Source organism: Roseibium sp. QJM3NY_11, from assembly GCF_056173175.1.
Genome location: NZ_CM149660.1, coordinates 1,404,704 through 1,425,045 on the forward strand (window position 1 = coordinate 1,404,704; position 20,342 = coordinate 1,425,045).

21 protein-coding genes, 1 tRNA gene and 1 riboswitch are annotated in these 20,342 nt (G+C 60.3%); of the genes, 14 read left to right on the forward strand and 8 right to left on the reverse strand.

All coding sequences use genetic code 11. The features are described 5' to 3' along the window. The first annotated feature begins 23 nt into the window (after nucleotides 1–23). Nucleotides 24–130: riboswitch (TPP riboswitch) on the forward strand. Nucleotides 131–180: 50 nt separating this feature from the next. Continuing rightward, complete coding sequence (locus AC0VX3_RS06430; protein ID WP_348151812.1) at nucleotides 181–1,032, forward strand: ABC transporter permease; 852 nt, start codon at nucleotides 181–183, stop codon at nucleotides 1,030–1,032. 29 nt (nucleotides 1,033–1,061) lie between these two features. Next, nucleotides 1,062–2,003 carry an ABC transporter substrate-binding protein gene (locus AC0VX3_RS06435; RefSeq protein ID WP_475524007.1) on the forward strand — a complete coding sequence of 314 codons (942 nt, stop codon included), beginning with the start codon at nucleotides 1,062–1,064 and terminating at the stop codon, nucleotides 2,001–2,003. Between the two features lie 128 nt (nucleotides 2,004–2,131). Here the strand turns inward: AC0VX3_RS06435 and rpoH are convergent, their stop codons facing one another. Beyond that, nucleotides 2,132–3,019, reverse strand: a complete 888-nt coding sequence (gene rpoH, locus AC0VX3_RS06440; RefSeq protein WP_475524008.1) for an RNA polymerase sigma factor RpoH — start codon at nucleotides 3,017–3,019, stop codon at nucleotides 2,132–2,134. Between the two features lie 179 nt (nucleotides 3,020–3,198). Further along, nucleotides 3,199–4,224, reverse strand: coding sequence for an RluA family pseudouridine synthase (locus AC0VX3_RS06445; protein WP_475524009.1), 1,026 nt, complete (start codon nucleotides 4,222–4,224; stop codon nucleotides 3,199–3,201). On the opposite strand from AC0VX3_RS06445, the gene AC0VX3_RS06450 reads away from it, so the two are divergent. Then, nucleotides 4,223–4,585 carry a hypothetical protein gene (locus tag AC0VX3_RS06450; RefSeq protein WP_475524010.1) on the forward strand — a complete coding sequence of 121 codons (363 nt, stop codon included), beginning with the start codon at nucleotides 4,223–4,225 and terminating at the stop codon, nucleotides 4,583–4,585. The genes AC0VX3_RS06445 and AC0VX3_RS06450 overlap by 2 nt on opposite strands. Nucleotides 4,586–4,735: 150 nt before the next feature. After that, nucleotides 4,736–4,811, forward strand: a tRNA-Glu gene (locus AC0VX3_RS06455). Nucleotides 4,812–4,951: 140 nt separating this feature from the next. On the opposite strand, the gene AC0VX3_RS06460 is transcribed toward AC0VX3_RS06455, so the two are convergent. The 4 genes from AC0VX3_RS06460 to AC0VX3_RS06475 all read right to left on the reverse strand — a co-directional run bounded on the left by AC0VX3_RS06460 (nucleotide 4,952) and on the right by AC0VX3_RS06475 (nucleotide 8,628). After that, nucleotides 4,952–5,608 (reverse strand): hypothetical protein, encoded by a 657-nt coding sequence (locus AC0VX3_RS06460; protein ID WP_475524011.1) that lies wholly within the window; start codon nucleotides 5,606–5,608, stop codon nucleotides 4,952–4,954. 71 nt (nucleotides 5,609–5,679) lie between these two features. Then, nucleotides 5,680–6,465 carry a DeoR/GlpR family DNA-binding transcription regulator gene (locus tag AC0VX3_RS06465; protein ID WP_342892966.1) on the reverse strand — a complete coding sequence of 262 codons (786 nt, stop codon included), beginning with the start codon at nucleotides 6,463–6,465 and terminating at the stop codon, nucleotides 5,680–5,682. A 52-nt stretch (nucleotides 6,466–6,517) separates the two neighbouring features. Beyond that, on the reverse strand, nucleotides 6,518–7,900 hold the full coding sequence (locus AC0VX3_RS06470) for a hypothetical protein (RefSeq protein ID WP_475524012.1): 1,383 nt from the start codon (nucleotides 7,898–7,900) through the stop codon (nucleotides 6,518–6,520). Nucleotides 7,901–8,022: 122 nt separating this feature from the next. After that, nucleotides 8,023–8,628 carry a DUF1134 domain-containing protein gene (locus tag AC0VX3_RS06475; protein WP_475524013.1) on the reverse strand — a complete coding sequence of 202 codons (606 nt, stop codon included), beginning with the start codon at nucleotides 8,626–8,628 and terminating at the stop codon, nucleotides 8,023–8,025. Between the two features lie 156 nt (nucleotides 8,629–8,784). On the opposite strand from AC0VX3_RS06475, the gene AC0VX3_RS06480 reads away from it, so the two are divergent. The 7 genes from AC0VX3_RS06480 to AC0VX3_RS06510 all read left to right on the forward strand — a co-directional run bounded on the left by AC0VX3_RS06480 (nucleotide 8,785) and on the right by AC0VX3_RS06510 (nucleotide 16,008). After that, a complete protein-coding gene (locus AC0VX3_RS06480; RefSeq protein WP_342892963.1) occupies nucleotides 8,785–9,240 on the forward strand; it encodes a YHS domain-containing (seleno)protein in 456 nt (151 codons plus the stop codon). Nucleotides 9,241–9,457: 217 nt separating this feature from the next. Next, nucleotides 9,458–10,102, forward strand: coding sequence for a histidine phosphotransferase ChpT (chpT, locus tag AC0VX3_RS06485; RefSeq protein WP_342892962.1), 645 nt, complete (start codon nucleotides 9,458–9,460; stop codon nucleotides 10,100–10,102). Between the two features lie 134 nt (nucleotides 10,103–10,236). Next, the gene (locus tag AC0VX3_RS06490; protein WP_475524014.1) at nucleotides 10,237–12,996 is read left to right on the forward strand and encodes a hybrid sensor histidine kinase/response regulator; all 2,760 of its coding nucleotides are present in this window, start codon (nucleotides 10,237–10,239) and stop codon (nucleotides 12,994–12,996) included. Beyond that, on the forward strand, nucleotides 12,993–13,484 hold the full coding sequence (locus AC0VX3_RS06495; protein WP_348151785.1) for a chemotaxis protein CheW: 492 nt from the start codon (nucleotides 12,993–12,995) through the stop codon (nucleotides 13,482–13,484). Before AC0VX3_RS06490 ends, AC0VX3_RS06495 begins: the two co-directional genes overlap by 4 nt. 38 nt (nucleotides 13,485–13,522) lie before the next feature. Beyond that, a complete protein-coding gene (locus AC0VX3_RS06500) occupies nucleotides 13,523–13,888 on the forward strand; it encodes a response regulator (protein WP_475524015.1) in 366 nt (121 codons plus the stop codon). 21 nt (nucleotides 13,889–13,909) lie between these two features. Next, complete coding sequence (locus tag AC0VX3_RS06505; protein WP_342892958.1) at nucleotides 13,910–15,130, forward strand: protein-glutamate methylesterase/protein-glutamine glutaminase; 1,221 nt, start codon at nucleotides 13,910–13,912, stop codon at nucleotides 15,128–15,130. Then, on the forward strand, nucleotides 15,127–16,008 hold the full coding sequence (locus tag AC0VX3_RS06510) for a CheR family methyltransferase (protein ID WP_475524016.1): 882 nt from the start codon (nucleotides 15,127–15,129) through the stop codon (nucleotides 16,006–16,008). The genes AC0VX3_RS06505 and AC0VX3_RS06510 overlap by 4 nt, the downstream gene beginning before the upstream one ends. Here AC0VX3_RS06510 and AC0VX3_RS06515 read toward each other — a convergent pair. After that, complete coding sequence (locus tag AC0VX3_RS06515; protein WP_475524017.1) at nucleotides 16,005–16,256, reverse strand: hypothetical protein; 252 nt, start codon at nucleotides 16,254–16,256, stop codon at nucleotides 16,005–16,007. The genes AC0VX3_RS06510 and AC0VX3_RS06515 overlap by 4 nt on opposite strands. Nucleotides 16,257–16,300: 44 nt before the next feature. On the opposite strand from AC0VX3_RS06515, the gene AC0VX3_RS06520 reads away from it, so the two are divergent. After that, entirely contained in the window at nucleotides 16,301–17,272 is a 972-nt protein-coding gene (locus AC0VX3_RS06520) for an MBL fold metallo-hydrolase (RefSeq protein WP_475524018.1), read from the forward strand. A gap of 172 nt (nucleotides 17,273–17,444) precedes the next feature. Here AC0VX3_RS06520 and ctrA read toward each other — a convergent pair whose 3' ends face one another. Beyond that, complete coding sequence (gene ctrA / locus AC0VX3_RS06525) at nucleotides 17,445–18,137, reverse strand: response regulator transcription factor CtrA (RefSeq protein ID WP_475524019.1); 693 nt, start codon at nucleotides 18,135–18,137, stop codon at nucleotides 17,445–17,447. Between the two features lie 373 nt (nucleotides 18,138–18,510). Between ctrA and fliI the strand changes: the two genes are divergently transcribed. After that, nucleotides 18,511–19,836 carry a flagellar protein export ATPase FliI gene (fliI, locus tag AC0VX3_RS06530; RefSeq protein WP_475524020.1) on the forward strand — a complete coding sequence of 442 codons (1,326 nt, stop codon included), beginning with the start codon at nucleotides 18,511–18,513 and terminating at the stop codon, nucleotides 19,834–19,836. 28 nt (nucleotides 19,837–19,864) lie between these two features. Beyond that, nucleotides 19,865–20,272, forward strand: a complete 408-nt coding sequence (gene fliJ / locus AC0VX3_RS06535; protein ID WP_342892953.1) for a flagellar export protein FliJ — start codon at nucleotides 19,865–19,867, stop codon at nucleotides 20,270–20,272. The last annotated feature ends 70 nt before the right edge of the window (nucleotides 20,273–20,342 follow it).

Genomic DNA, 20,342 nt, shown 5'->3' on the forward strand with positions numbered 1-20,342 from the left:
GCCGTCCTAGAGGGCATGGTCCGTCCTGGTCCGAGGGGTGTTCCGGTTTCCGGAACTGAGATGGCGAACAGCCGAACCCTTAGAACCTGATCCGGGTCATGCCGGCGAAGGGACGGAAACCTTAGCCTTTCCCGGATCTCCAATGTCATTTTCGGCGTGTCCGAAGACGGGAGATCCTATGTGTATTTGTCTGCCAACGCGGCAGGTGTCATCGTCGTTCATGCCGGTCCCGGCCAGCCCGACCCCGTTGGGGCGGCAGAGCGGGGATTGCCCCGCATGATATCCTTCCTGACATCGCTGATCAGGTCGCTGCTGGGCATCGCTCTCGCGGTGGGCGTCTGGGCGGCGATCGTGGTGGTGTTCGACACCCAGCACTATATTCTGCCGGGGCCGGTCCGGGTGTTCGAGGCCTTCGCCGGAAATGCCGGCTTCCTGCTGAGCCATGCGGGCATCACGGCCTATGAAACGGTGCTCGGCTTTGTGCTCGGTGCCGCGGCCGGTGCCGCGCTTTCCGTTCTGCTATGGCTGTTTCCGGCCGCTGCAAGGCTGGCGATGCCCCCCATTCTCGTCACTCAGGCCTTGCCCGTCTTTGCCATCGCGCCGATCCTGGTGCTGTGGCTCGGGTTCGGTCTTGCCTCCAAGATCGTGGTGGTCATTCTGGTGATCTTCTTCACCGTGACATCGACCTTTTTTGACGGCCTGCAACGGCTTGACCAGGGCCTGTGTGACCTGGCCAGGCTCTACCGGCTGTCGCGGCTGCGCGAATTGTGGCTGTTCCGCCTGCCGGCCGGTCTGCCGGCCTTCGCGTCCGGATTGCGGGTGGCCGCGGTGTTTGCACCCATGGGCGCCATCATCGGCGAGTGGGCCGGTGCCAAGGGCGGCCTCGCTTTCATCATGCTTCAAAGCAGCAACCGAATGCAGGCGGATCTAATGTTCGCCGCCCTGATCCTGCTGGCGGCGATGGTGCTGATCATGCGTTTCGCCGTGAATCGACTCACCCAGTTTTTAGTGCCCTGGCAGCCTGTGAGCTGAAGTTCAGGCTGCCACAACGGAGAATCCGAATGAGAAAACAACTTCTGTTCATTGCCCTGACCGCGGGCCTGCTCGCATCCGCACCGGCACAGGCCGGCGAAAAGCTGACCCTGCTGCTGGACTGGTTCATCAATCCGGATCATGCGCCGCTGATCACGGCGCAGACGAAAGGCTTCTTCGAAGCCGAGGGCCTTGAAGTTGAAATCATCGAGCCGGCCGATCCGGCCATGCCGCCCAAGCTTGTGGCGGCAGGACGCGGCGATATCGCCGTTTCCTATCAGCCGACGCTTCATGCCCAGATCGAGGAAGAGCTGCCGCTGACACGGATCGGGACCCTGGTGGAGACGCCCCTCAATTCGCTGATCGTGCTGAAGGACGGCCCGATCAGGACCCTGGCGGATCTCAAGGGAAAAACCGTCGGGTTTTCCGTGTCCGGGTTCGAGGACGCCATGCTGGGCCAGATGCTGCGCTCGGTGGATCTGTCGATCGACAACGTCGAGCTGGTCAATGTCAATTTCGCGCTGTCCGGGTCGCTGCTGTCCGGCCAGGTCGATGCCGTGATCGGCGCCTACCGCAATTTCGAGCTGACCCAGATCGAAATCGAGGGCAAGGAAGGCACCGCCTTCTACCCGGAGGAAAACGGCGTTCCGGTCTTTGACGAGCTGATCTATGTGGTCAACAACGAAAAGACCGAGGACCCGCGCTTCGTCAGCTTTCTTGCCGCGGTGGAAGCGGCGACGATTTATCTGACCAACCACCCCGACGAGGCCTGGGAGGCGTTCATCGAGGCCTATCCGCATCTCGATGACGAACTCAACAAGCGCGCCTGGAGCGATACGCTGCCGCGTTTCGCCAAACGTCCGGCCGCTCTGGATGCAGGCCGCTACAAGCGCTTCGCGGAATTCATGGCCGAAGCCGGCCTGATCGGCAAGGTGGTTCCGGTGGAGACCTACGCGGTCGAAATCCGCTGACACTGGTCCGCTGACACTGGGCTGCTGATACCGGTCCGCAGACTGTGGGCCGCTGCAACAAGGTCTTAATCAAAAAAAACGCCGGGGCAGCAGCTCCGGCGTTTTTGTCGGTGGGGTTCCAGCGGGTATCAGGCAGCCGGTTGCTGATCGACCGAGCGGGCGCTGTTGCGCACCGCCTTCTGAACCTTTTCAAAGGCACGAACCTCGATCTGGCGGACGCGCTCCCGGCTGACGCCGAATTCTCCGGAGAGATCCTCCAGCGTCATCGGATCCTCGGACAGGCGTCTCGCCTGGAAGATGCGCCGTTCGCGGTCGTTGAGGACGTCCATCGCCTCGCTCAGCATCTTGCGCCGCATGTCCAGCTCTTCCTGGTTGGCGAGCAGGGTCTCCTGACTTTCGCTCTCGTCAACGAGCCAGTCCTGCCATTCGCCGGCATCGGCTTCCGCGCGCACCGGCGCGTTCAGGCTGGCATCGCCGCCGAGGCGGCGGTTCATGGAGATCACTTCCTCCTCGCTGACACCCAGACGCGTGGCGATTTCCGAAACGTGTTCCGGCTTCAGATCGCCCTCGTCCAGAGCCTGGATCTTGCCCTTCAGGCGGCGCAGGTTGAAGAACAGGCGTTTCTGGTTGGCCGTGGTGCCCATTTTCACCAGGGACCACGAGCGCAGGATGTATTCCTGGATCGCGGCCTTGATCCACCACATGGCGTAGGTCGCGAGCCGGAATCCCTTGTCCGGCTCGAAGCGCTTGACCGCCTGCATCAGGCCGACATTGCCCTCCGAAACGACCTCGCCGATCGGCAGGCCGTAGCCGCGGTAGCCCATTGCGATCTTGGCGACGAGACGCAGGTGGGAATTCACCAGGCGTTCGGCTGCCGCCGGGTCCTCATGCTCCTTGTAGCGCTTGGCGAGCATGTACTCTTCCTGCGGCTGCAGCATGGGAAACTTGCGAATCTCGTCCAGATAGCGGCTGAGGCCGCCTTCTCCGGCTGTGAGCATCGGTACGTTCTGGGCCATGGCATGCACCCCCTTTTGTCAGGTTTGCGTCCCTTGTCCTCCTGCTGCCCCGCAGATTTACGCAAGCAAGCCATGTCGGAGGAAAGATAGACGCACATAAGTGTCCGTTCAGGCACACATGAATTGTAGATATAGGTTTGAAATTGGCCGATTGCATGGTCGCAAGCCGGAAATGCATCCTAAAATTTTTGTAATCCGGATAATAGTTTTGCGAAGTCAGCGGGATACGGGCTCTCGAAACGCAAGGTTTCGCCGGTCGAAGGGTGTTCGAAGGCCAGCAGGCCGGCGTGGAGGGCCTGCCTTCCGAAGTCACGGATAAGGCTTTTCAACGGGTCTTCTAGGCGGTTGATCTTGGTCTTGAAACCGGAGCCGTAATCATCATCGCCGATCAGTGGATGACCGATGTGGGTCATGTGCACGCGAATCTGGTGCGTGCGGCCCGTTTCCAGCCGGCATTCGATCAGCGAGGCAAGGTCGGGCTCGCCGGTGTGGCGAAAGCGTTCCTTGACCTGCCAGTGGGTGATGGCGGTCCGGCCGCTGGTCTTGACCACCGCCATCTTCTGGCGGTTGTTGTGGGAGCGGGCCAGATTGGCATCGATGCTGCCTTTCAGGCCGGAGGGAGCGCCCCAGACGAGCGCGGAATAGGCGCGTTCAAGCGGGCCGGTCCTGCCGTGGTCGGCAAACTGCGCGGACAGGCCCTGGTGGGTCCGATCCGTCTTGGCGATCACAAGCAGGCCGGAGGTGTCCTTGTCGATCCGGTGGACAATGCCGGGGCGCTTGATCCCGCCGATGCCCGACAGGGTGTCACCGCAATGGTGGATCAGGGCATTGACCAGCGTCCCGGTCCAGTTGCCGGCCCCGGGATGGACAACGAGACCGGCCGGCTTGTCGATCACGATGAGGTGGTCATCCTCGAAAACCACGTTCAGGGGAATGTCCTCGCCCTTGGGTTCGGGATCTTCCGGCTCGGGCAAAGTGAGATTGAGTTCATCACCTTCATTGACCCGGTATTTCGGCTCCACTACTTTCGCGCCGCCGACGGTGACGTCTCCCGATTTGATCAGAGACTGAACCCTGTTACGGCTAAGGGCTTTAAGATGAGCCGCCAGAACCGCATCCAGCCGCTTTCCGGCATCGGCTGCATCAACCGTTAAACTGAAATCCTGGTCCTGTCCGGCCGGATCTTGGAGGGAATTGTCTGTCATGTCACAACCTGATTTTCGGGATGAAGGACCGGGTGAGGCGCCGCTTGATCCGGATGCCCAACGCATCCAGGCGAAACTGAAGCGCTTGCTGCTCGGCTCGTCCCTCGTCATGATTGCCGGCTTCATCGCTGTCTTTGCAGCAATTGTCTACAAGATCAATACCAACTCGGCCGATCCGTCCGACGCACCCTTCGCGGCAACCATTTCTGTCGGCGCAGATGCGCAGATCGTTCAGACCAGCCTTGAAGACGGAATGCTGCTGGTTCTGGTTCGCGAGGGCAGCAAGACGGCGCTGCTGCGCTTCGATCCGGTGACCGGCAGGCAACTGGGCCGGACCGACTTCGTCGCGCGCCAGCCGTGAGCTTTTCCGCGGCGTTGTTTTCCGGCGGCGGACCCGGCTGTGCGAAACCCGGACGATCGTCGGAAAAATGAAAAATAACGCTTGCGTCTTCGCTCATGCAGCCTTAATACGCTCGGACCTTGGCTAGAGGCTCTTGCCTCCATGCACCGCGCGCCCATCGTCTAGCGGTCTAGGACGCCGCCCTTTCACGGCGGAAACACGGGTTCGAGTCCCGTTGGGCGTACCAGTTCTCCTTGAGAACCGCACAAACCTTCCACAACCTGTCAACAGACTTGCCACACCCTGCCCACAGGGGTGCACGCTGGGACGACCGCCGTCACCGCCAGCCGGATCCGTCTTTTCTCAACGCCCGATGCTGCAGCACCCTTATGCCGGTGCCCCCGCAGTATCCAGGCCGAGCAGCAGGGCTTCGAAATCATATGTCAGGTCTGACATTTCGTCGGAGCATGCTTCGGTGTAACGGACGACGACCGTCAGGGAATATGCGCCGTCAGCGCTGTCCAGATAGTGTGCCCAAAGGTCTGTGCGTCCGATGCCGGGCGCAAGGCGCAAGTAGTCAAGTTCGATCGGGCTTTCCAGGTCCTGCGAAAGGAACGTGCTGTCGTTTTCATCGATTGCGACGTTCCAGAATGGCTCCGTACCTGAGCATTGCAACGCTTCGGGGCGCTCCAACAACATGTTGGTGGGCGTCAGGTAACGTGCGTTTACCCATCCCACGGTGCCGTCATACCTGATTTCACGCCATTGCGTGTCGCCGATGTGCACCGAGAGTCCCGTTACCATGACATCGGAGGCGTCGTGCGGAATTGTTCCAACAATATCAGAACTGTCGACATCCAGTGTCAGATCGATATCTGCCCGGATGTTCAGGGCATCGTCCGCATTGACGCCTGATACGGAATGGGGTTGCGACCACGCGGGCACGGCGATCAGAGTTGTCAGCAAGATGGCGGCCCAGGAGAGCTTTCGGAAGACTTTCTCCTGAATAGATTGCCGGCATTGCCGATGACGTTCGAGGCGCATGTCCTGACCTTTCGATCCCGGTGTCCTGAGCGGAGCAGCAGGGGAGGCTGCCCCCATAACAGTGGCGCTGATCATACACCGGCTGCGCCGGCGTCCTGCCTGCCGGTCTGGATCAGCTCCACCTCCGCCTCGGCGGCGATGCGCTCAAAATCCGGATTGGGGCAGTAATCGGTGACGAAAGTGTCGATCTGCGACAGATGCGCGACCCGCACCGGGGCCGTGCGCTCGAACTTGGTGCTGTCGGCGGCCAGAATGACATGACGGGCATTGTCCATGATCGTCTTGGTGACCTTGACTTCGCGGTAGTCGTAATCGAGCAGGGAGCCGTCCGGATCGATCGCGGATGCGCCGATAACGGCAAAGTCGACCTTGAACTGGCGCATGAAATCCACGGCGGCTTCACCGACGATGCCGCCGTCCGAGTGACGCAGCACGCCCCCGGCAATGACGACCTCGATCTGCGAATAGCCGCGCATCAGACTGGCGACGTTGATGTTGTTGGTAATCACCATCAGCCCGCGGTGTTGCAGCAGGGCCTGGGCGACGGCCTCGGTGGTGGTGCCGATGTTGATGAAGATCGAAGCGTTGTCGGGAATGAGACCGGCGACCTGTTCGCCGATATCCGCTTTTTCCCTGCTGGAGATGATCCTGCGCGCCTCGTAGCCGACATTCTCGATGCCCGAAGACAAGAGCGCGCCGCCATGGGTCCTGGCGAGCAGGCGCCGCTCGCACAATTCGTTCAGATCCTTGCGGATGGTCTGGGGGCTGACATCAAAGCGCCTGGCGAGATCGTCGACGCTGACCCGGCCCAGCTGGCGAGCCAGCTCCAGGATGGAATTGTGGCGTTCAATCAACATTCAGCATTGTCTTGTCGGAACCCGTCCGATCAGGCGGAATTGCCGGTCGGGATCAGGCGACATCCTTCTTTTTCGGCTTGGCCGTCTTGGACTTCGGCGCGGTGCCCGTACCGCGCTTGGGAGCGGACTTCTGTGGCGAGGCAGGTGGCGTCACGGTGCCATCATGCTCATCGCCGGATTTTGCCCGGCTGGACGCGACGATGCGGCTGACAAGCGCTTCGGCTGCCGAGGCGATGTCCGCGGTCCTTGCGGAAGATGCGGGGCCGCCGGCGCTTTTGCCTGTTTCTCCCGGCGCCCGCTCGGTCCCGGCGCGGCTGCCGCTGCCGCTGCCGTTGGTTCGCGTGCCGGTGGCAGATGCAGGGGGCGGGGGGCCGGCCTCGGGTGCGGCGTTCGCATCGTCCCGGGATGTCCGCCGCGCGGGGGAGGCGGCCGCCGGCTTGATCGCAATGGAGCCGTCCTGCGCCAATTGCCTGGCGAGGGCGCGGAAGTCCTTGCGCAGTTCCGTCAGTTCGGGGGCGGAGGCCAGATCGCTGCGGAGTGTCTGCATCTGTCCAGTCAGGCGCCGCAGCTTGCGTTCCCGGTCCTGGAGTTCGGCGCGCTGCGCCGCGATTTCGCCGGTCATTTTTTCAAGCTGCTTTTGCAGCCTCTCGTCGGAGCCGGTGTCTGCGACATTGGACGCTTCCAGCACCAGGGACAAGCGGGTCACTTCCGCCTGGGCGGCCACATATTGAGCTTCGGTATCGACAAGCTGCGCCTCCAGCTCGGCATGGCGGGTCTTTGCCGCTTCATTGAGCGCGCTCTCGATTTCGCCGGCGACCGTAGGTTCGTATTTCGCAAGCTTTGCCTTGAGTGTGGCGACTTCGGCCTCCAGGCCGGTGATGGCCGCAAGCTCCATCGTTGCGGTGGCAGGCAGCCAGCCATCGGCGTCTTCCTGATTGGGGTCTTCCTGGCTGGCGTCGGTCGCCTCTTCGTCCGCAGCGGGACCTTCGGATGTTCTTGCCCAGCTTTCGCTCAGGGCCTTTTCTGTGTCCGAGAGTTTCTGTTTCAGCGTCTTGACTTCCGCCGACAGCATGTCGACCGCATGGCGGTCGCTGTCCTGTTCGGCCAGCTTGCCTTCAAGTTCGGCAATGCTTTCCTGATGGGACTTCCTGAGAGCTTCGATCTCGGTCAGCGTCCGCGTTGTCTCCTGATGGAACTTCGCCGCTTTCTCGCGTTCCTTGTCCAGCCGCATCTCCACGCGTCGGAGTTCAACCGCATACCGCGCGCGTTCCTGGTCCTGTGAGGCTCTGACTTCCGCATAGCTGGCCGGGTTGACGGCGCGCAGGGCTTCCTCGGTGAGGCGGGCAGCCCGGCGATAGAATGCGGGCAGGATCGCCAGGCCGATCAGGCCGGCTGTGCAAAACCCCAGTGCCACATACATCGCTGCTTCAATCAAATCCGGCTCCCGGTCAACTCTCAAAGCCAACATGACATCAATAGACGAGACCTGGACCGGCGCCAAGTCTCGTCATTTGTCACGATTGCAACTTCCCGTGTCCGCCCGGTTGAACCCGTGACCTAGAAAGGGTTCCAGGTCGGTTTCTGGGTGAACTTCAGATATCCCAGATTCAGGCCCAGGCGCGCGCCGAGGCCGGCGCGGACCGGAACCAGGACCACGTCGTCCTTCACCAGCACGGTCATGCCGACACCGCCCACCAGATAAGCCGATCCGTTGACACCGCCGAAGCGCTGATAGACCGAATTCACTGTCGGCAGATTGTAAACGAGCATCATCACCCGGGCGCCGTCCGCGCCGAAATCCCATCCGACGGAGGGGCCTTGCCAGTAGAGCTTGTGATTGCCGGCATTGCGGGTGTAGAGGTGGCCTTCGCCGTAGCGGGCCCCGGCAACAAAGGCGCCGGAGCCTTCCTCGCCGAGAATGTAGCCGTTCGGCTCACCGTAGCGGGAAAAGGCCTTTTCGACCACCGACGCGAGACCTCCGGAAACGGACCCGAAAAACTGGTGGCCGGTCTTGACGATTTCATCTTCGCCATAGGTCGATCCGGGCGGGATCGGTTCGTTGCCGTTTGCCTGGGCGAAGGACGGGTGCGGGAAGGCAATCAAACAAAAGATGAAAAACGCGGCGGAAATCTGCGACGCAACGCGCCAGGATCTTTTTGCCATTCAAGAAACTCCCGATAATCAGGTCCGGAATTGCGGGCTGTTGCGGTACGGTCAGACCGCAATGCTAAACTGACGCGATATCATGCTGATTCGCATGCCCTCGTGCACCTTACTTAAGCCGACTCGATGAAAAGCTGGCCTGAAAAAAAGACAAGGATGTGTCTTTCCGCAGTTTTGCTGCTGCTCACGTGTGTTTGGGCGGGAAAAGTCAGCGCGCGGCAAAAGGCGTTCGTTCCGGACCCGATCACGGGGTACGCCATCGGCGGACACGATCCGGTCAGCTTTTTTGTTGACGGCTATCCCCGCAAGGGACAGCGGAAGCATCAATACAAATGGGGCGGCGCGGAATGGATCTTCGTCAACGAAGGCAACAAGGCCGCCTTCGAACGCGATCCGGAAGCCTATGCCCCGCTTTTCGCGGGCTGCGGTGGCTATGCCTTGTCGGAAGGGTTCGCCACTGCCGGCAATCCCTTCATCTACGCGGTCGTTGACGGCCGGCTCGTGTTTTTTCATTCGGTCGTGAACCGTTTCCTTTTTGTCGTCAACAAGAGCCATCTCCTGAAGGCTGCCAGCGAAAACGCCGGAAACGTCGGCTGTGTTCCCCTGAACTAGGTCAGGTTGCTTGATCCACCGGAGCAGCGGCGCAAGGCAGCCGCTGTCCTCCGCAAGCCGCCGTGATCCTTGCCGGCGGCGCGGCAGCGCCAACTTTCATCTGGATGACACGCTTTGCCGCGCCACCTCGTCTTGGCAGGGGCTTTGAGGATGTGTAACTTTTGCGCACACTATTGCGAATCAATTCCCGTGATCTTCAAAAGAGCCCAAAAACACCATGTCCGCACTCAAAGAGCTGTCCTCTCTTGACCTTGCCGCCCTGGTGGCCAGTCGTGTCTGTCACGATATCATCTCCCCGGTCGGTGCAATCACCAACGGGCTTGAGGTGCTCGACGAGGAAGGCTCGGAGGACATGCGCGAATTCGCGATGGACCTGATCCGCAAGAGCGCGCGTCAGGCATCCGCGAAGCTTCAGTTCGCCAGGCTGGCCTTCGGCGCGGCGGGGTCCGCCGGCGCCGAGATCGATCTGGGCGACGCTCAAGTCGTCGCCACGGGCTTTATGGAAAATGAAAAATCTGATCTGAACTGGCAACTTGCCCGGCACCTGATGCCGAAGAACTATGTAAAACTTCTACTTAATCTTATCTTAATCGCCAATCAGTGCGTTCCGCGTGGCGGAGAGATCAAGGTTGAAATGACAGGTGAACCACAATCGCCGTCATTCACGCTTCACGCAAGCGGCCTGAACCCGCGAATCCCACTGGGAATGAGGGAAACTCTGGGCGGTGAAGAGCCCGAACGGGTGGATGCGCATTCCGTTCAGCCGATTTACACACTGCTGCTTGCTCGTGAAAGTGGTATGGTCTTAACAATAGATAAACTCGAAGAATTGGTAAAAATAACGGCCCTGCCAACAGAATAAAATTGGCCGACAAAAGATACCGCTGGCTTCAGCGTATCTTAACTGTTTGACGCCAACCTAGCTCTCATGGACTTCTCGGTCCAGACATCCTTTACGGGATGCGGAACCAGTAACAAGTCGGGTGAGAGCGGGCCATGGACGACCTCCTCAGGGAATTTATTACCGAGACCAATGAAAGTCTCGACGTTGTTGATGTTGAGCTCGTGAAGTTCGAGCAGGAACCGAACAACGCCACCATACTAGATAACGTTTTCCGTCTGGTGCATACGATCAAGGGCACCTGTGGCTTCCTCGGCCTTCCCCGGCTGGAAGGAATTGCCCACGCTGCGGAAACCCTCATGGGCAAGTTCCGTGACGGCGCGCCCGTTACGCAGGAAGCCGTGTCGCTCATTCTGACGTCAATCGATCAGATCAAGGCCATTCTCGGTGAACTTGAAGCCGGTGAAGGTGACGAACCCGCGGGTGACGACAGCGTTCTGATCGGCGATCTCGAAGACATGTCGGCAAAGGCCGACAAGGCGATGGCCGGTGGCACAGCCGAATCCGACGCCGCGGCCGAGGAGGAAACTCCCGCCGAAGAGAGCGACGAAGCCGACCAGTCGATTGAACGGCCCCTGCGTCCGGGCGAAGTATCGCTCGACGAACTGGAGCGCGCATTCCGCGAGACGGAAAGCGAAGTCGAAGGTGCCGTAACGGAAGCCCCGGAGCCCGAAGAAGCGGTTGCTGAAGTCGAAGCACCTGCTCCGGCTCCCGAGGCTCCGAAGGTTGAAGCCAAGGCTCCCGAGAAGAAAAAAGCGAGCGGCGACGGCGAGAAGAAATCCCAGAGTGGCGGAAGCATCCGCGTCGCGGTCGATACGCTCGAACACCTGATGACGATGGTGTCCGAGCTTGTGCTCACCCGCAACCAGCTTCTTGAAATCGTGCGCCGTCACGAAGACAGTGAATTCAAGGTTCCGCTGCAGCGGCTGTCCAATGTGACCGCCGAGTTGCAGGAAGGCGTCATGGCGACGCGCATGCAGCCGATCGGCAATGCCTGGCAGAAGCTGCCGCGTATTGTCCGTGACCTGAGCCAGGAACTCGAAAAGCCGATCGAACTGGAAATGATCGGCGCCGAGACCGAACTGGATCGTCAGGTCCTTGAGATGATCAAGGATCCGCTGACCCACATGGTCCGGAATTCCGCCGACCACGGCCTGGAGCGTCCTGAAGATCGCCGGGCGGCCGGCAAGGCCGACAAGGGTACGATCACCCTTGCCGCGTATCACGAAGGCGGCCATATCATCATCGAGGTCCGCGACGACGGTGCGGGCATCAATGTCGACAGGGTGAAGGCCAAGGTTGTCGAGCGCGGCCTGGCCACCGAGGCCGAAGTCGACAAGATGACGGACGCCCAGATCCACAAGTTCATCTTCGCAGCCGGTTTCTCGACCGCCGCGCAGGTGACCAGTGTGTCCGGCCGTGGTGTCGGCATGGACGTGGTGCGCAACAACATCGAGTTGATCGGCGGCACCGTCGACCTGCGCTCCACGCAGGGCAAGGGTTCCAGTTTCATCATCAAGATCCCGCTGACCCTGGCCATCGTTTCGACGCTGATCGTCGAGGCGGCCGGCGACCGGTTCGCGATCCCGCAGCTTTCCGTGGTCGAATTGGTCCGCGTACAGACCAACTCGGAACACCGCATCGAGCGGATCAAGGACACACCGGTCCTGCGCTTGCGCAACAAGTTGCTGCCCCTGGTTCACATGTCCCAGCTGCTGGGCATCTACGAGGGCGAAGACGTTGAGAAGGCGATCGACTCCGACAACGGCTTCATCGTTGTCATGCAGGTCGGCAGCCAGACATTCGGTGTTGTTGTCGACGGTGTCTTCCATACGGAAGAAATCGTGGTCAAGCCGATGTCGACCATGCTGCGCAACCTCGACATGTTCTCGGGCAACACCATCCTGGGCGACGGCTCGGTGATCATGATCATCGATCCGAACGGCATTGCCGGAGCCATGGCAAGCTACGCTTCCAGCGCGGTTGCCGAGAATCAGGAAGAAGAGCAAGAGGATCTGCAACGCAAGGCGATGTCCGGTCAGAGTTCGATTTCGCTCCTGCTGTTCCGTGCCGGTGCGGCGGAACCGAAGGCCGTGCCGCTTTCGCTGGTCACGCGTCTCGAGGAGTTCGAAGTCTCCAAGATCGAACGGTCCAACGGCCGCGATCTGGTTCAATACCGCGGCGCGCTGATGCCGCTGGTCTATGTCAACGAAGGCGACCGTCACAAGACGGAAGGCACGCAGCCGATGCTGGTGTTCTCCGACGCGGGCCGGTCCATGGGCCTCGTGGTCGACGAGATCGTCGACATTGTCGAGGACAAGATGGACATCGAAGTCGGTTCGGAACGCCCTGGCGTTCTGGGGTCCGCGATCGTCAAGGAACGCGCAACGGAAATCATCGACCTCGGCTTCTATCTGCCGCAGGCCTTCGAGGACTGGTTCATGCGCAAGGAAATGGACATCGCGTCCCTGACGAAGAAGGTTCTCTTCGTCGATGACTCGTCCTTCTTCCGCAATATGCTGACGCCGGTTCTGAAGGCGGCAGGATATGACGTGACCACCTGTATCGGTCCGCAGCAGGCCCTCGAACTTCTGGAAAACGGCGACAAGTTCCATGCGATCGTCAGCGACATCGAGATGCCGCAGATCAACGGCTTCGAGTTCTGTGAAACGCTGCGCCGTGATCCGAGGTTCCGCAGCATTCCGATCCTCGCCCTGTCGTCCATGGTGACGCCGGCCTCGATCGAACGCGGGCGCCAGGCCGGTTTCGACGACTATGTCGCGAAGTTCGACCGTCCGGGCCTGATTGCCGCCCTGAAAGATGTCTTCTCCGGTGAAATGGGAGTTGCAGCATGAGTGTTCTGGAGCACAAACTGTCCGATGATCAGGGCGCTGCCAGTGACATGATCCAATATGTCACCGTGGTGATCGGGGGCCAGTTGTTCGGCCTGCCGATTTCCCAGGTCCACGACGTTTTCGTACCCGAGAGCGTTACAAGGGTGCCGATGTCGGCACCCGAGGTGGCTGGCGTGCTCAATCTGCGCGGCCGCATCGTCACGGCGATCAACATGCGCCGGCGCCTGCATCTGCCGCCGCTCAAGGACGGGCAGATGATGGCCGTCGGGATCGAGTACAAGCACGAAAGTTACGGGCTTGTCATCGACACCGTCGGTGAGGTTCTGACGTTGTCGCAGGCTTCGGCTGAAGCCAATCCGTCGAACCTGGACCGGCGCTGGGCCGAGATCTCCGGAGGCGTGCACCGTCTGGACGGGCAGCTGATGGTCATTCTGGATGTCGATCGCCTGCTTGGCTCGATGTTCACCGAGCCCCAGGTCGCAGCATAAGTGGGCCGCTCCTGGCCGACTAATTGGAGTTACGTCCGATGAAACAGTGCCTAGTAGTCGATGACTCGAGTGTCATCCGAAAGGTCGCCCGCCGCATTCTCGAAGATATGGAATTCGAGATCAGGGAAGCCGAGGACGGCCAGCAGGCGCTTGACGAATGCAGAAAGACCATGCCCGATGCAATCCTCCTCGACTGGAACATGCCGGTCATGGATGGCCTGGAATTCCTGACCAGTCTGCGGGCGGAAGAAGGCGGCGAAAGTCCCATTGTCGTCTTCTGCACAACCGAGAATGACGTCGCGCACATCGCGCGCGCCATCCGTGCGGGTGCAAATGAGTACATCATGAAACCTTTCGACAGAGAAATTGTCGAAGCGAAGTTTCAGGAAGTCGGTCTTATCTAGTATTGAGTTGGGCGGTTCCCCATGGCGTTTGCGCAAAGAAGCATCACTGCGGGCACCAGCCCGGGCAGTGACCCGATCAAAGTGATGGTCGTCGACGACGCTGTGGTGATCCGCGGCCTGTTGACCCGATGGCTCGGTGAAGACAAGAGCCTGACCGTTGTCGGTTCCCACAGGAACGGCAAGCTGGCTGTCGAAGACATAGAAAAAAGCAATCCGGACGTGGTCGTTCTCGATATCGAGATGCCGGAGATGGACGGAATGACGGCACTGCCGCTCATGCTGGCCAAGAAACGCGACCTGATCGTAATCATGGCGTCGACGCTGACGCGCCGGAACGCGGAAATCAGCCTGAAGGCCCTGTCGCTGGGTGCAGCCGACTACGTCCCCAAGCCTGAATCGAACTCCGAGGTCACGACGTCCATCGATTTTCGCCGTGAACTTGTCGAAAAGGTCAAGGCGCTGGGTGCGCGGGCAATCCGCATGCGCGGTCCGGCACGCACGATGCGTGCTGAAACCAATGCGGGCCGCACGACACAGCCGGTAACACCGGTCTCCCCGCGTCCGGCGACCGACACACGTGCGTCCTTTCGCGGCGCGGCGCCCGCGGCGGTTGCCGTCGGCACGCCCAAGCTTCAGACCAAGCCCTATTCCGCAGCCCGTCCGCGCATCCTCGCGATCGGTTCGTCCACGGGCGGCCCCCAGGCGCTGCAGGAAGTCATGAAGGAAATCGGAACCGCCATCAACGACGTTCCTGTCGTCATCACGCAGCACATGCCGCCGACGTTTACCGCGATCCTGGCCGAACATATGGGCAAGGCAGCGCTTCGGCCGGCCAAGGAAGGCGAGGACGGCGAGGTTCTGAAGCCTGGAAACATCTATGTCGCGCCGGGCGGCAAGCACATGGTGCTGGAAAAGGACGCCGGGGCGGTAAAGATACGCCTCACGGACGGTCCGCCGGTGAATTTCTGCAAGCCTGCGGTCGATCCGCTGTTCGACAGCGTTGCCAAAGCTTACGGGTCCGCCACTCTGGGCGTCATCCTGACCGGGATGGGGCATGACGGCGCGGACGGCGTGAAGACAATCTCCGCTGGTGGCGGCAGCATCATCACGCAGGACGAGGCGACGAGTGTGGTCTGGGGCATGCCGGGCGCGGCAGCGCAAACCGGCGTGTGCAGTGACATTCTGCCGCTCAAGGATATCGGGCCCAAGATTGCGCGCATATTGAAGGGGAACACACGATGACCCCGAGCGAATTCGAATTCCTGAAGAACTTCCTGAAAACGCGGTCCGGTCTGGTTCTTTCCAACGACAAGCAATATCTGGTGGAAAGCCGGCTGTTGCCAATCGCGCGGAACGCGAAACTGGAAACGCTGAGCGCGGTGATCCAGCAGCTTCAGCGGTCCGGGAACCGGGCGCTGGAAACGGATGTCATCGAAGCGATGACAACCAACGAGTCGTTTTTCTTTCGCGACAAGACACCGTTCGACCACTTCAACGAAACCATGCTGCCCGCGCTTCTGGAGAGCAGAGGCATGCGCAAGCAGCTCAAGGTCTGGTGCGCGGCGGCATCGACCGGCCAGGAGCCCTATTCGCTTGCCATCTGCCTGAAGGAACAGGCAGCCAAAATAGGTGGCTGGAGATTGAAGATCCTGGGAACCGATCTTTCCCAGGAAGTGCTCGAGAAAGCCAAGACCGGTCTCTACAGCCAGTTCGAGGTTCAGCGCGGGCTGCCGATCCAGATGCTCTTGAAGTATTTCGAGCAGAAAGGCGACATCTGGCAAATCAATGCCGGCATGCGGGCGATGATCGAGTGGAAGAAGCTCAACCTGCTTGAAAACTTCAACCATCTCGGTGAATTCGACATCATTTTCTGCCGGAACGTGCTGATCTATTTCGACCAGGCTACCAAGAGCGATATTCTCGGCCGGCTGGCGAAGTCGATGCCCGACGACGGTTTCCTGGTGCTGGGGGCCGCGGAAACGGTTGTCGGCCTGACGGATGCTTTCAAGCCGGTGCCGGGCAAGCGCGGACTGTTCCAGAAAAAGCAGGCCGTGCAGGCAGGTACGGGCACCGTGAACAGACCGAGACTCGCCGTCGGCGCGGGCATCGGGACACGCTAGGCGCGGCTTCGAGCGAAGAACAGGTTCAAGGCGGCTCCGGCCGCCTTTTTCATTTTCACGAGATAGTGATCTGGCGATTCCGGTCGTTCCTGATCAGGTGGTTCTCTCAACATATTGAAATTAATCTCTTTTTCTTTACTTCCGGATTTCTGCCCGATCAGCTTCGAGAAGCACTTGCCCAGGCTGCCTTCCATCCCATTTTCACCTGCGTAAGATGCGTCAGGCCTCGAAAAATCGATATTTTTCACGCTGAGGTCTGCTTCGACCATGAGAATTGGCAGGGAACGGGAATATGAGCGAGATCAAAGTTGAATTGACGCGGCGCGCCGCGCTTCTGGGGGCTGGCGGTGCGCTTGCGGGCGCGAGCCTGGCCGGGTCGGGTGCCGCACTGGCCGCTGCGGAGCCGCAGGGCGCCCTGCCGGCTGCTGCCGCGCGGTATGCCGTTGGCGGGTTCGAGGTGACCACGCTGCATGATGGCGCCGTGGCGCTTCAGGATCCGCAGAAAACCTTCGCGATGAATGTCGATGCCGATACGTTTTCCGCCGCCAATGCGGAAAATTTCCTGCCTGACGACGGATTTCAGATCAGCTTCACGCCGACGCTCGTGAACACGGGAACGGAATTGGTGCTGTTCGACACCGGGAATGGCGAAGGCGCCCGTCCGGGGCGCGGCACCATGCGCGCCGCGCTGGAAAATGCGGGATATTCGCCGGAACAGGTGGATGTCGTGGTGCTGACCCACATGCATCCGGACCATATTGGCGGCCTGATGGAAGGCGGTGCGCCGACTTTCGCCAATGCGCGCTACGTGACCGGTCAGAAGGAATATGATTTCTGGGCGGCGATGGATCCGGAAGCCAACGGCGTGACCAAGCTTCTTGCGAAGAACGTCAAGCCGCTTGCCGAGAAAATGTCCTTCCTTGCGGACGGCGGGTCGGTGGCCGGGGGCATTACCGCCATGGCCGCCAACGGCCACACGCCCGGGCACATGATCTACATGATCGAGAGCGACGGAAAGCAGCTGGTGCTGGCCGCGGACACGGCCAACCATTATGTCTGGTCTCTGGCGAACCCGGAATGGGAAGTCCGGTTCGACATGGACAAGGCAGCGGCTGCGGCCACGCGGAAGTCCGTTTTCGGGATGCTGGCCAGCGACAAGATCCCGTTTGTCGGCTACCACATGCCTTTCCCGGCTGTCGGCTATGTCGAAACCCGTGGCGATGGCTTCCACTACGTTCCGGCGTCCTATCAGTTGCAACTCTGAGGGGCTAAAAATATAGCGTAATTCCGCTATGCATTACGGGCCTGCCTCAGCGAGGGCCGGCGGGGGAGGACCTCCCGCCGGGCAACGGCCCGGTTCCTAACTGTGGGGACGGATCAACGAAAAAAGCCCCGGTGATGCCGGGGCTTCTTCTGGTCGATCGGGAGGCTGCCGCTCAGGCGGCGGCTTCCACTTCGGGTTCGCGCAGGACGTAGCCGCGGCCCCAAACCGTTTCAATGTAGTTCTTGCCCGAAGTCGCGGCTGCCAGCTTCTTGCGCAGCTTGCAGATGAAGACGTTGATGATCTTCAACTCCGGCTCGTCCATGCCGCCATAAAGGTGGTTCAGGAACATTTCCTTGGTGAGCGTGGTGCCCTTGCGCAGCGAGAGCAGCTCGAGCATCTGGTATTCCTTGCCCGTCAGGTGAACGCGCTGGCCGCCGACCTCGACGGTCTTGGTGTCCAGGTTGACCTTCAGGTCGCCGGTGACGATCACCGACTGTGCATGGCCTTTGGAGCGGCGGACGATCGCGTGGATACGCGCAACCAGCTCGTCCTTGTGGAACGGCTTGGTCATGTAGTCGTCTGCGCCAAAACCGAGGCCGCGAACCTTGTCCTCTATGCCGGCATTTCCGGAAAGGATCAGGATCGGTGTCTTGACCTTTGAAACGCGAAGCGTCCGGAGAACCTCGTAACCGGACATGTCCGGCAGGTTCAAATCCAACATGATTATGTCGTAATCGTACAGCTTGCCGAGGTCGATGCCTTCCTCGCCAAGATCTGTCGTGTAGACGTTGAAGTTCTCGGACTTCAGCATCAATTCGATGCTCTGCGCCGTGGCGCTGTCATCCTCAATCAACAATACACGCATGCCAATCCCCTTATTCTGCCTTTTCTGGGCAAGTCGCAACGGCTCTGTCGGTGTGCGCTACGAAGGACTGCTTGTTAACCCCGACACAAAGCTACCGGTTAATGGTTAACAACATATGATTCGTAGCGGCAAGCTCAGAAGAAACGAATCTGTGAACAACGGCCAACTTGTTGAATCCCCAGAAATAATCCGGATTCACAAAGCTTAATGTTGAACATTAAGAAACGGGTCTAACCGATTCCGTTCAGATTCCTTTCGACAAAGCCGGTTTGACTTCGAAATGGCCCTCGCTTGTCAGCCTTCCAAAGGTTAAGATTAACCAGAGTCGTAAACGATAGGTTACCAAAACCGTTAACGAGCGAAGGAATCTTCCGTGAAGGCGCTTTTTGCAGAGATTGATTCGCTTATGCACACCGAAATTTACGGTCGTGTTACCGCGGTTCAGGGCCTTCTCGTGGAAATTGCCGGCCCGATTCACGAAATGAGCGTCGGTTCGCGTCTTCTGATCGACAGCGGCGAGGACAATCCGAAAGTGCCGGCGGAAGTTGTCGGGTTCCGGGACGGACACGCCCTGTGCATGCCCTTTTCCGGGCTCGAAGGCGTGCGCATGGGCTGCAAGGCGGTCATCCTGGCGCGCGACAGCGTGGTGCATCCCGGCAACGCCTGGCTGGGCAGAGTCATTAACGCACTTGGTGAACCGATTGATGGTAAAGGAGATCTTCCCAATGGCGGTGTGCCTCGCAAATTGCGAAGTTCGCCGCCGCCGGCGTCCGAACGTAAACGGGTCGGGCCACCGCTCGACCTCGGCGTCAGGGCTCTCAACACCTTCGTGACCTGTTGCGAGGGCCAGCGCATGGGGATCTTCGCCGGCTCGGGTGTCGGCAAGTCGGTGCTGATGTCCATGCTGGCGCGCAACACCAACTGCGATGTCGCGGTGATCGGCCTGATCGGCGAACGGGGCAGGGAAGTTCAGGAGTTCATCGAGGACGATCTGGGCGAGGCGGGTCTGGAACGGTCGGTCGTCGTCGTGGCGACCTCGGACGAAAGCGTGCTGATGCGCCGCCAGGCGGCCTATCTGACAATGACGGTTGCCGAGCATTTTCGCGATGAGGGCAGCAACGTGCTGTGCATGATGGATTCGATCACCCGATTCGCCATGGCCCAGCGGGAGATCGGCCTGTCCGTCGGCGAGCCGCCAACATCCAAAGGGTACACGCCGACCGTCTTCACCGAATTGCCGAGGCTGCTGGAACGGGCCGGCCCCGGGAAGGCCGACAGCGGTTCGATCACCGGGCTGTTCACGGTTTTGGTCGAGGGCGACAACCACAATGAGCCGGTCGCCGACGCGGTGCGCGGCATTCTCGACGGCCATATCGTGATGGAGCGCGCCATTGCCGAGCGCGGCCGCTATCCGGCCATCAACGTGCTGAAGTCCGTTTCCCGAACCATGCCGCGCTGCGTGCCCGCCGAAGAGCTGCCGGTTCTGCGCAAGGCCCGGCAATTGCTGGCGACCTATACGGACATGGAAGAACTCATCCGGTTGGGCGCCTACCGCAAGGGGTCGGACCCGACCGTTGACGAGGCCATTCACCGTTTCGCGCTGATCGACGATTTCCTGAATCAGGGAAAGGACGAAGCGACGTTGCTTTCCGACGGGTATCGGCAACTTGCCAACCTTTTGGAAATGACTCCGGGGTAGACTGCCCGAGTTAGGGGAGTATTGAGTAATGAAAACCCGAGACAGTTTGATCCGCTTGAAGCGGTTTCAGGTTGATGAAAAGCGGCGCCAGCTTGCTCAGATCGAGAGCATGATCGCCGAATTCAACCGTATGGCCGACGAACTGGACGATCAGATCAAGTCCGAACAGGAGCGGGTCGGCATCACCGATGTCACCCATTTCGCCTATCCGACCTTTGCCAAGGCCGCCGCTGACCGGCGCGACAACCTGCGCAATTCCGCGCATGAACTGGACGACCAGTTGCAGCGTGCCCAGGACGAACTGGGCGAGGCGATCGAGGAATTGAAAAAGTTCGAACAACTGGAGGAGCGCGACCAGCAACGCGAGCGCACCGCCCAGGAAATGGCGGAACAGGATCTGCTTGACGAGGTTGCCGCCCGGGCCAGGCTGCGCTAGGCGACGCGCACCGTCGCGGCAGGGGCAGGTCCTGTTGACCAGATACGTGTGCCCGATCGTTGCTGCCGGC

What these genes read in the sequence shown, in the direction of transcription:
- AC0VX3_RS06445 (WP_475524009.1), bottom strand. Translation starts at nt 4,224, where the DNA reads ATGACAGACAATTCCCTCCAAGATCCGGCCGGACAGGACCAGGATTTC.
- AC0VX3_RS06480 (WP_342892963.1), top strand. Translation starts at nt 8,785, where the DNA reads ATGTGTCTTTCCGCAGTTTTGCTGCTGCTCACGTGTGTTTGGGCGGGA.
- rpoH (WP_475524008.1), bottom strand. Translation starts at nt 3,019, where the DNA reads ATGGCCCAGAACGTACCGATGCTCACAGCCGGAGAAGGCGGCCTCAGC.
- ctrA (WP_475524019.1), bottom strand. Translation starts at nt 18,137, where the DNA reads ATGCGTGTATTGTTGATTGAGGATGACAGCGCCACGGCGCAGAGCATC.
- AC0VX3_RS06460 (WP_475524011.1), bottom strand. Translation starts at nt 5,608, where the DNA reads ATGCGCCTCGAACGTCATCGGCAATGCCGGCAATCTATTCAGGAGAAA.
- AC0VX3_RS06490 (WP_475524014.1), top strand. Translation starts at nt 10,237, where the DNA reads ATGGACGACCTCCTCAGGGAATTTATTACCGAGACCAATGAAAGTCTC.
- AC0VX3_RS06500 (WP_475524015.1), top strand. Translation starts at nt 13,523, where the DNA reads ATGAAACAGTGCCTAGTAGTCGATGACTCGAGTGTCATCCGAAAGGTC.
- fliJ (WP_342892953.1), top strand. Translation starts at nt 19,865, where the DNA reads ATGAAAACCCGAGACAGTTTGATCCGCTTGAAGCGGTTTCAGGTTGAT.
- AC0VX3_RS06505 (WP_342892958.1), top strand. Translation starts at nt 13,910, where the DNA reads ATGGCGTTTGCGCAAAGAAGCATCACTGCGGGCACCAGCCCGGGCAGT.
- chpT (WP_342892962.1), top strand. Translation starts at nt 9,458, where the DNA reads ATGTCCGCACTCAAAGAGCTGTCCTCTCTTGACCTTGCCGCCCTGGTG.
- AC0VX3_RS06475 (WP_475524013.1), bottom strand. Translation starts at nt 8,628, where the DNA reads ATGGCAAAAAGATCCTGGCGCGTTGCGTCGCAGATTTCCGCCGCGTTT.
- AC0VX3_RS06465 (WP_342892966.1), bottom strand. Translation starts at nt 6,465, where the DNA reads ATGTTGATTGAACGCCACAATTCCATCCTGGAGCTGGCTCGCCAGCTG.
- AC0VX3_RS06450 (WP_475524010.1), top strand. Translation starts at nt 4,223, where the DNA reads ATGTCACAACCTGATTTTCGGGATGAAGGACCGGGTGAGGCGCCGCTT.
- AC0VX3_RS06435 (WP_475524007.1), top strand. Translation starts at nt 1,062, where the DNA reads ATGAGAAAACAACTTCTGTTCATTGCCCTGACCGCGGGCCTGCTCGCA.
- AC0VX3_RS06495 (WP_348151785.1), top strand. Translation starts at nt 12,993, where the DNA reads ATGAGTGTTCTGGAGCACAAACTGTCCGATGATCAGGGCGCTGCCAGT.
- AC0VX3_RS06510 (WP_475524016.1), top strand. Translation starts at nt 15,127, where the DNA reads ATGACCCCGAGCGAATTCGAATTCCTGAAGAACTTCCTGAAAACGCGG.
- AC0VX3_RS06520 (WP_475524018.1), top strand. Translation starts at nt 16,301, where the DNA reads ATGAGCGAGATCAAAGTTGAATTGACGCGGCGCGCCGCGCTTCTGGGG.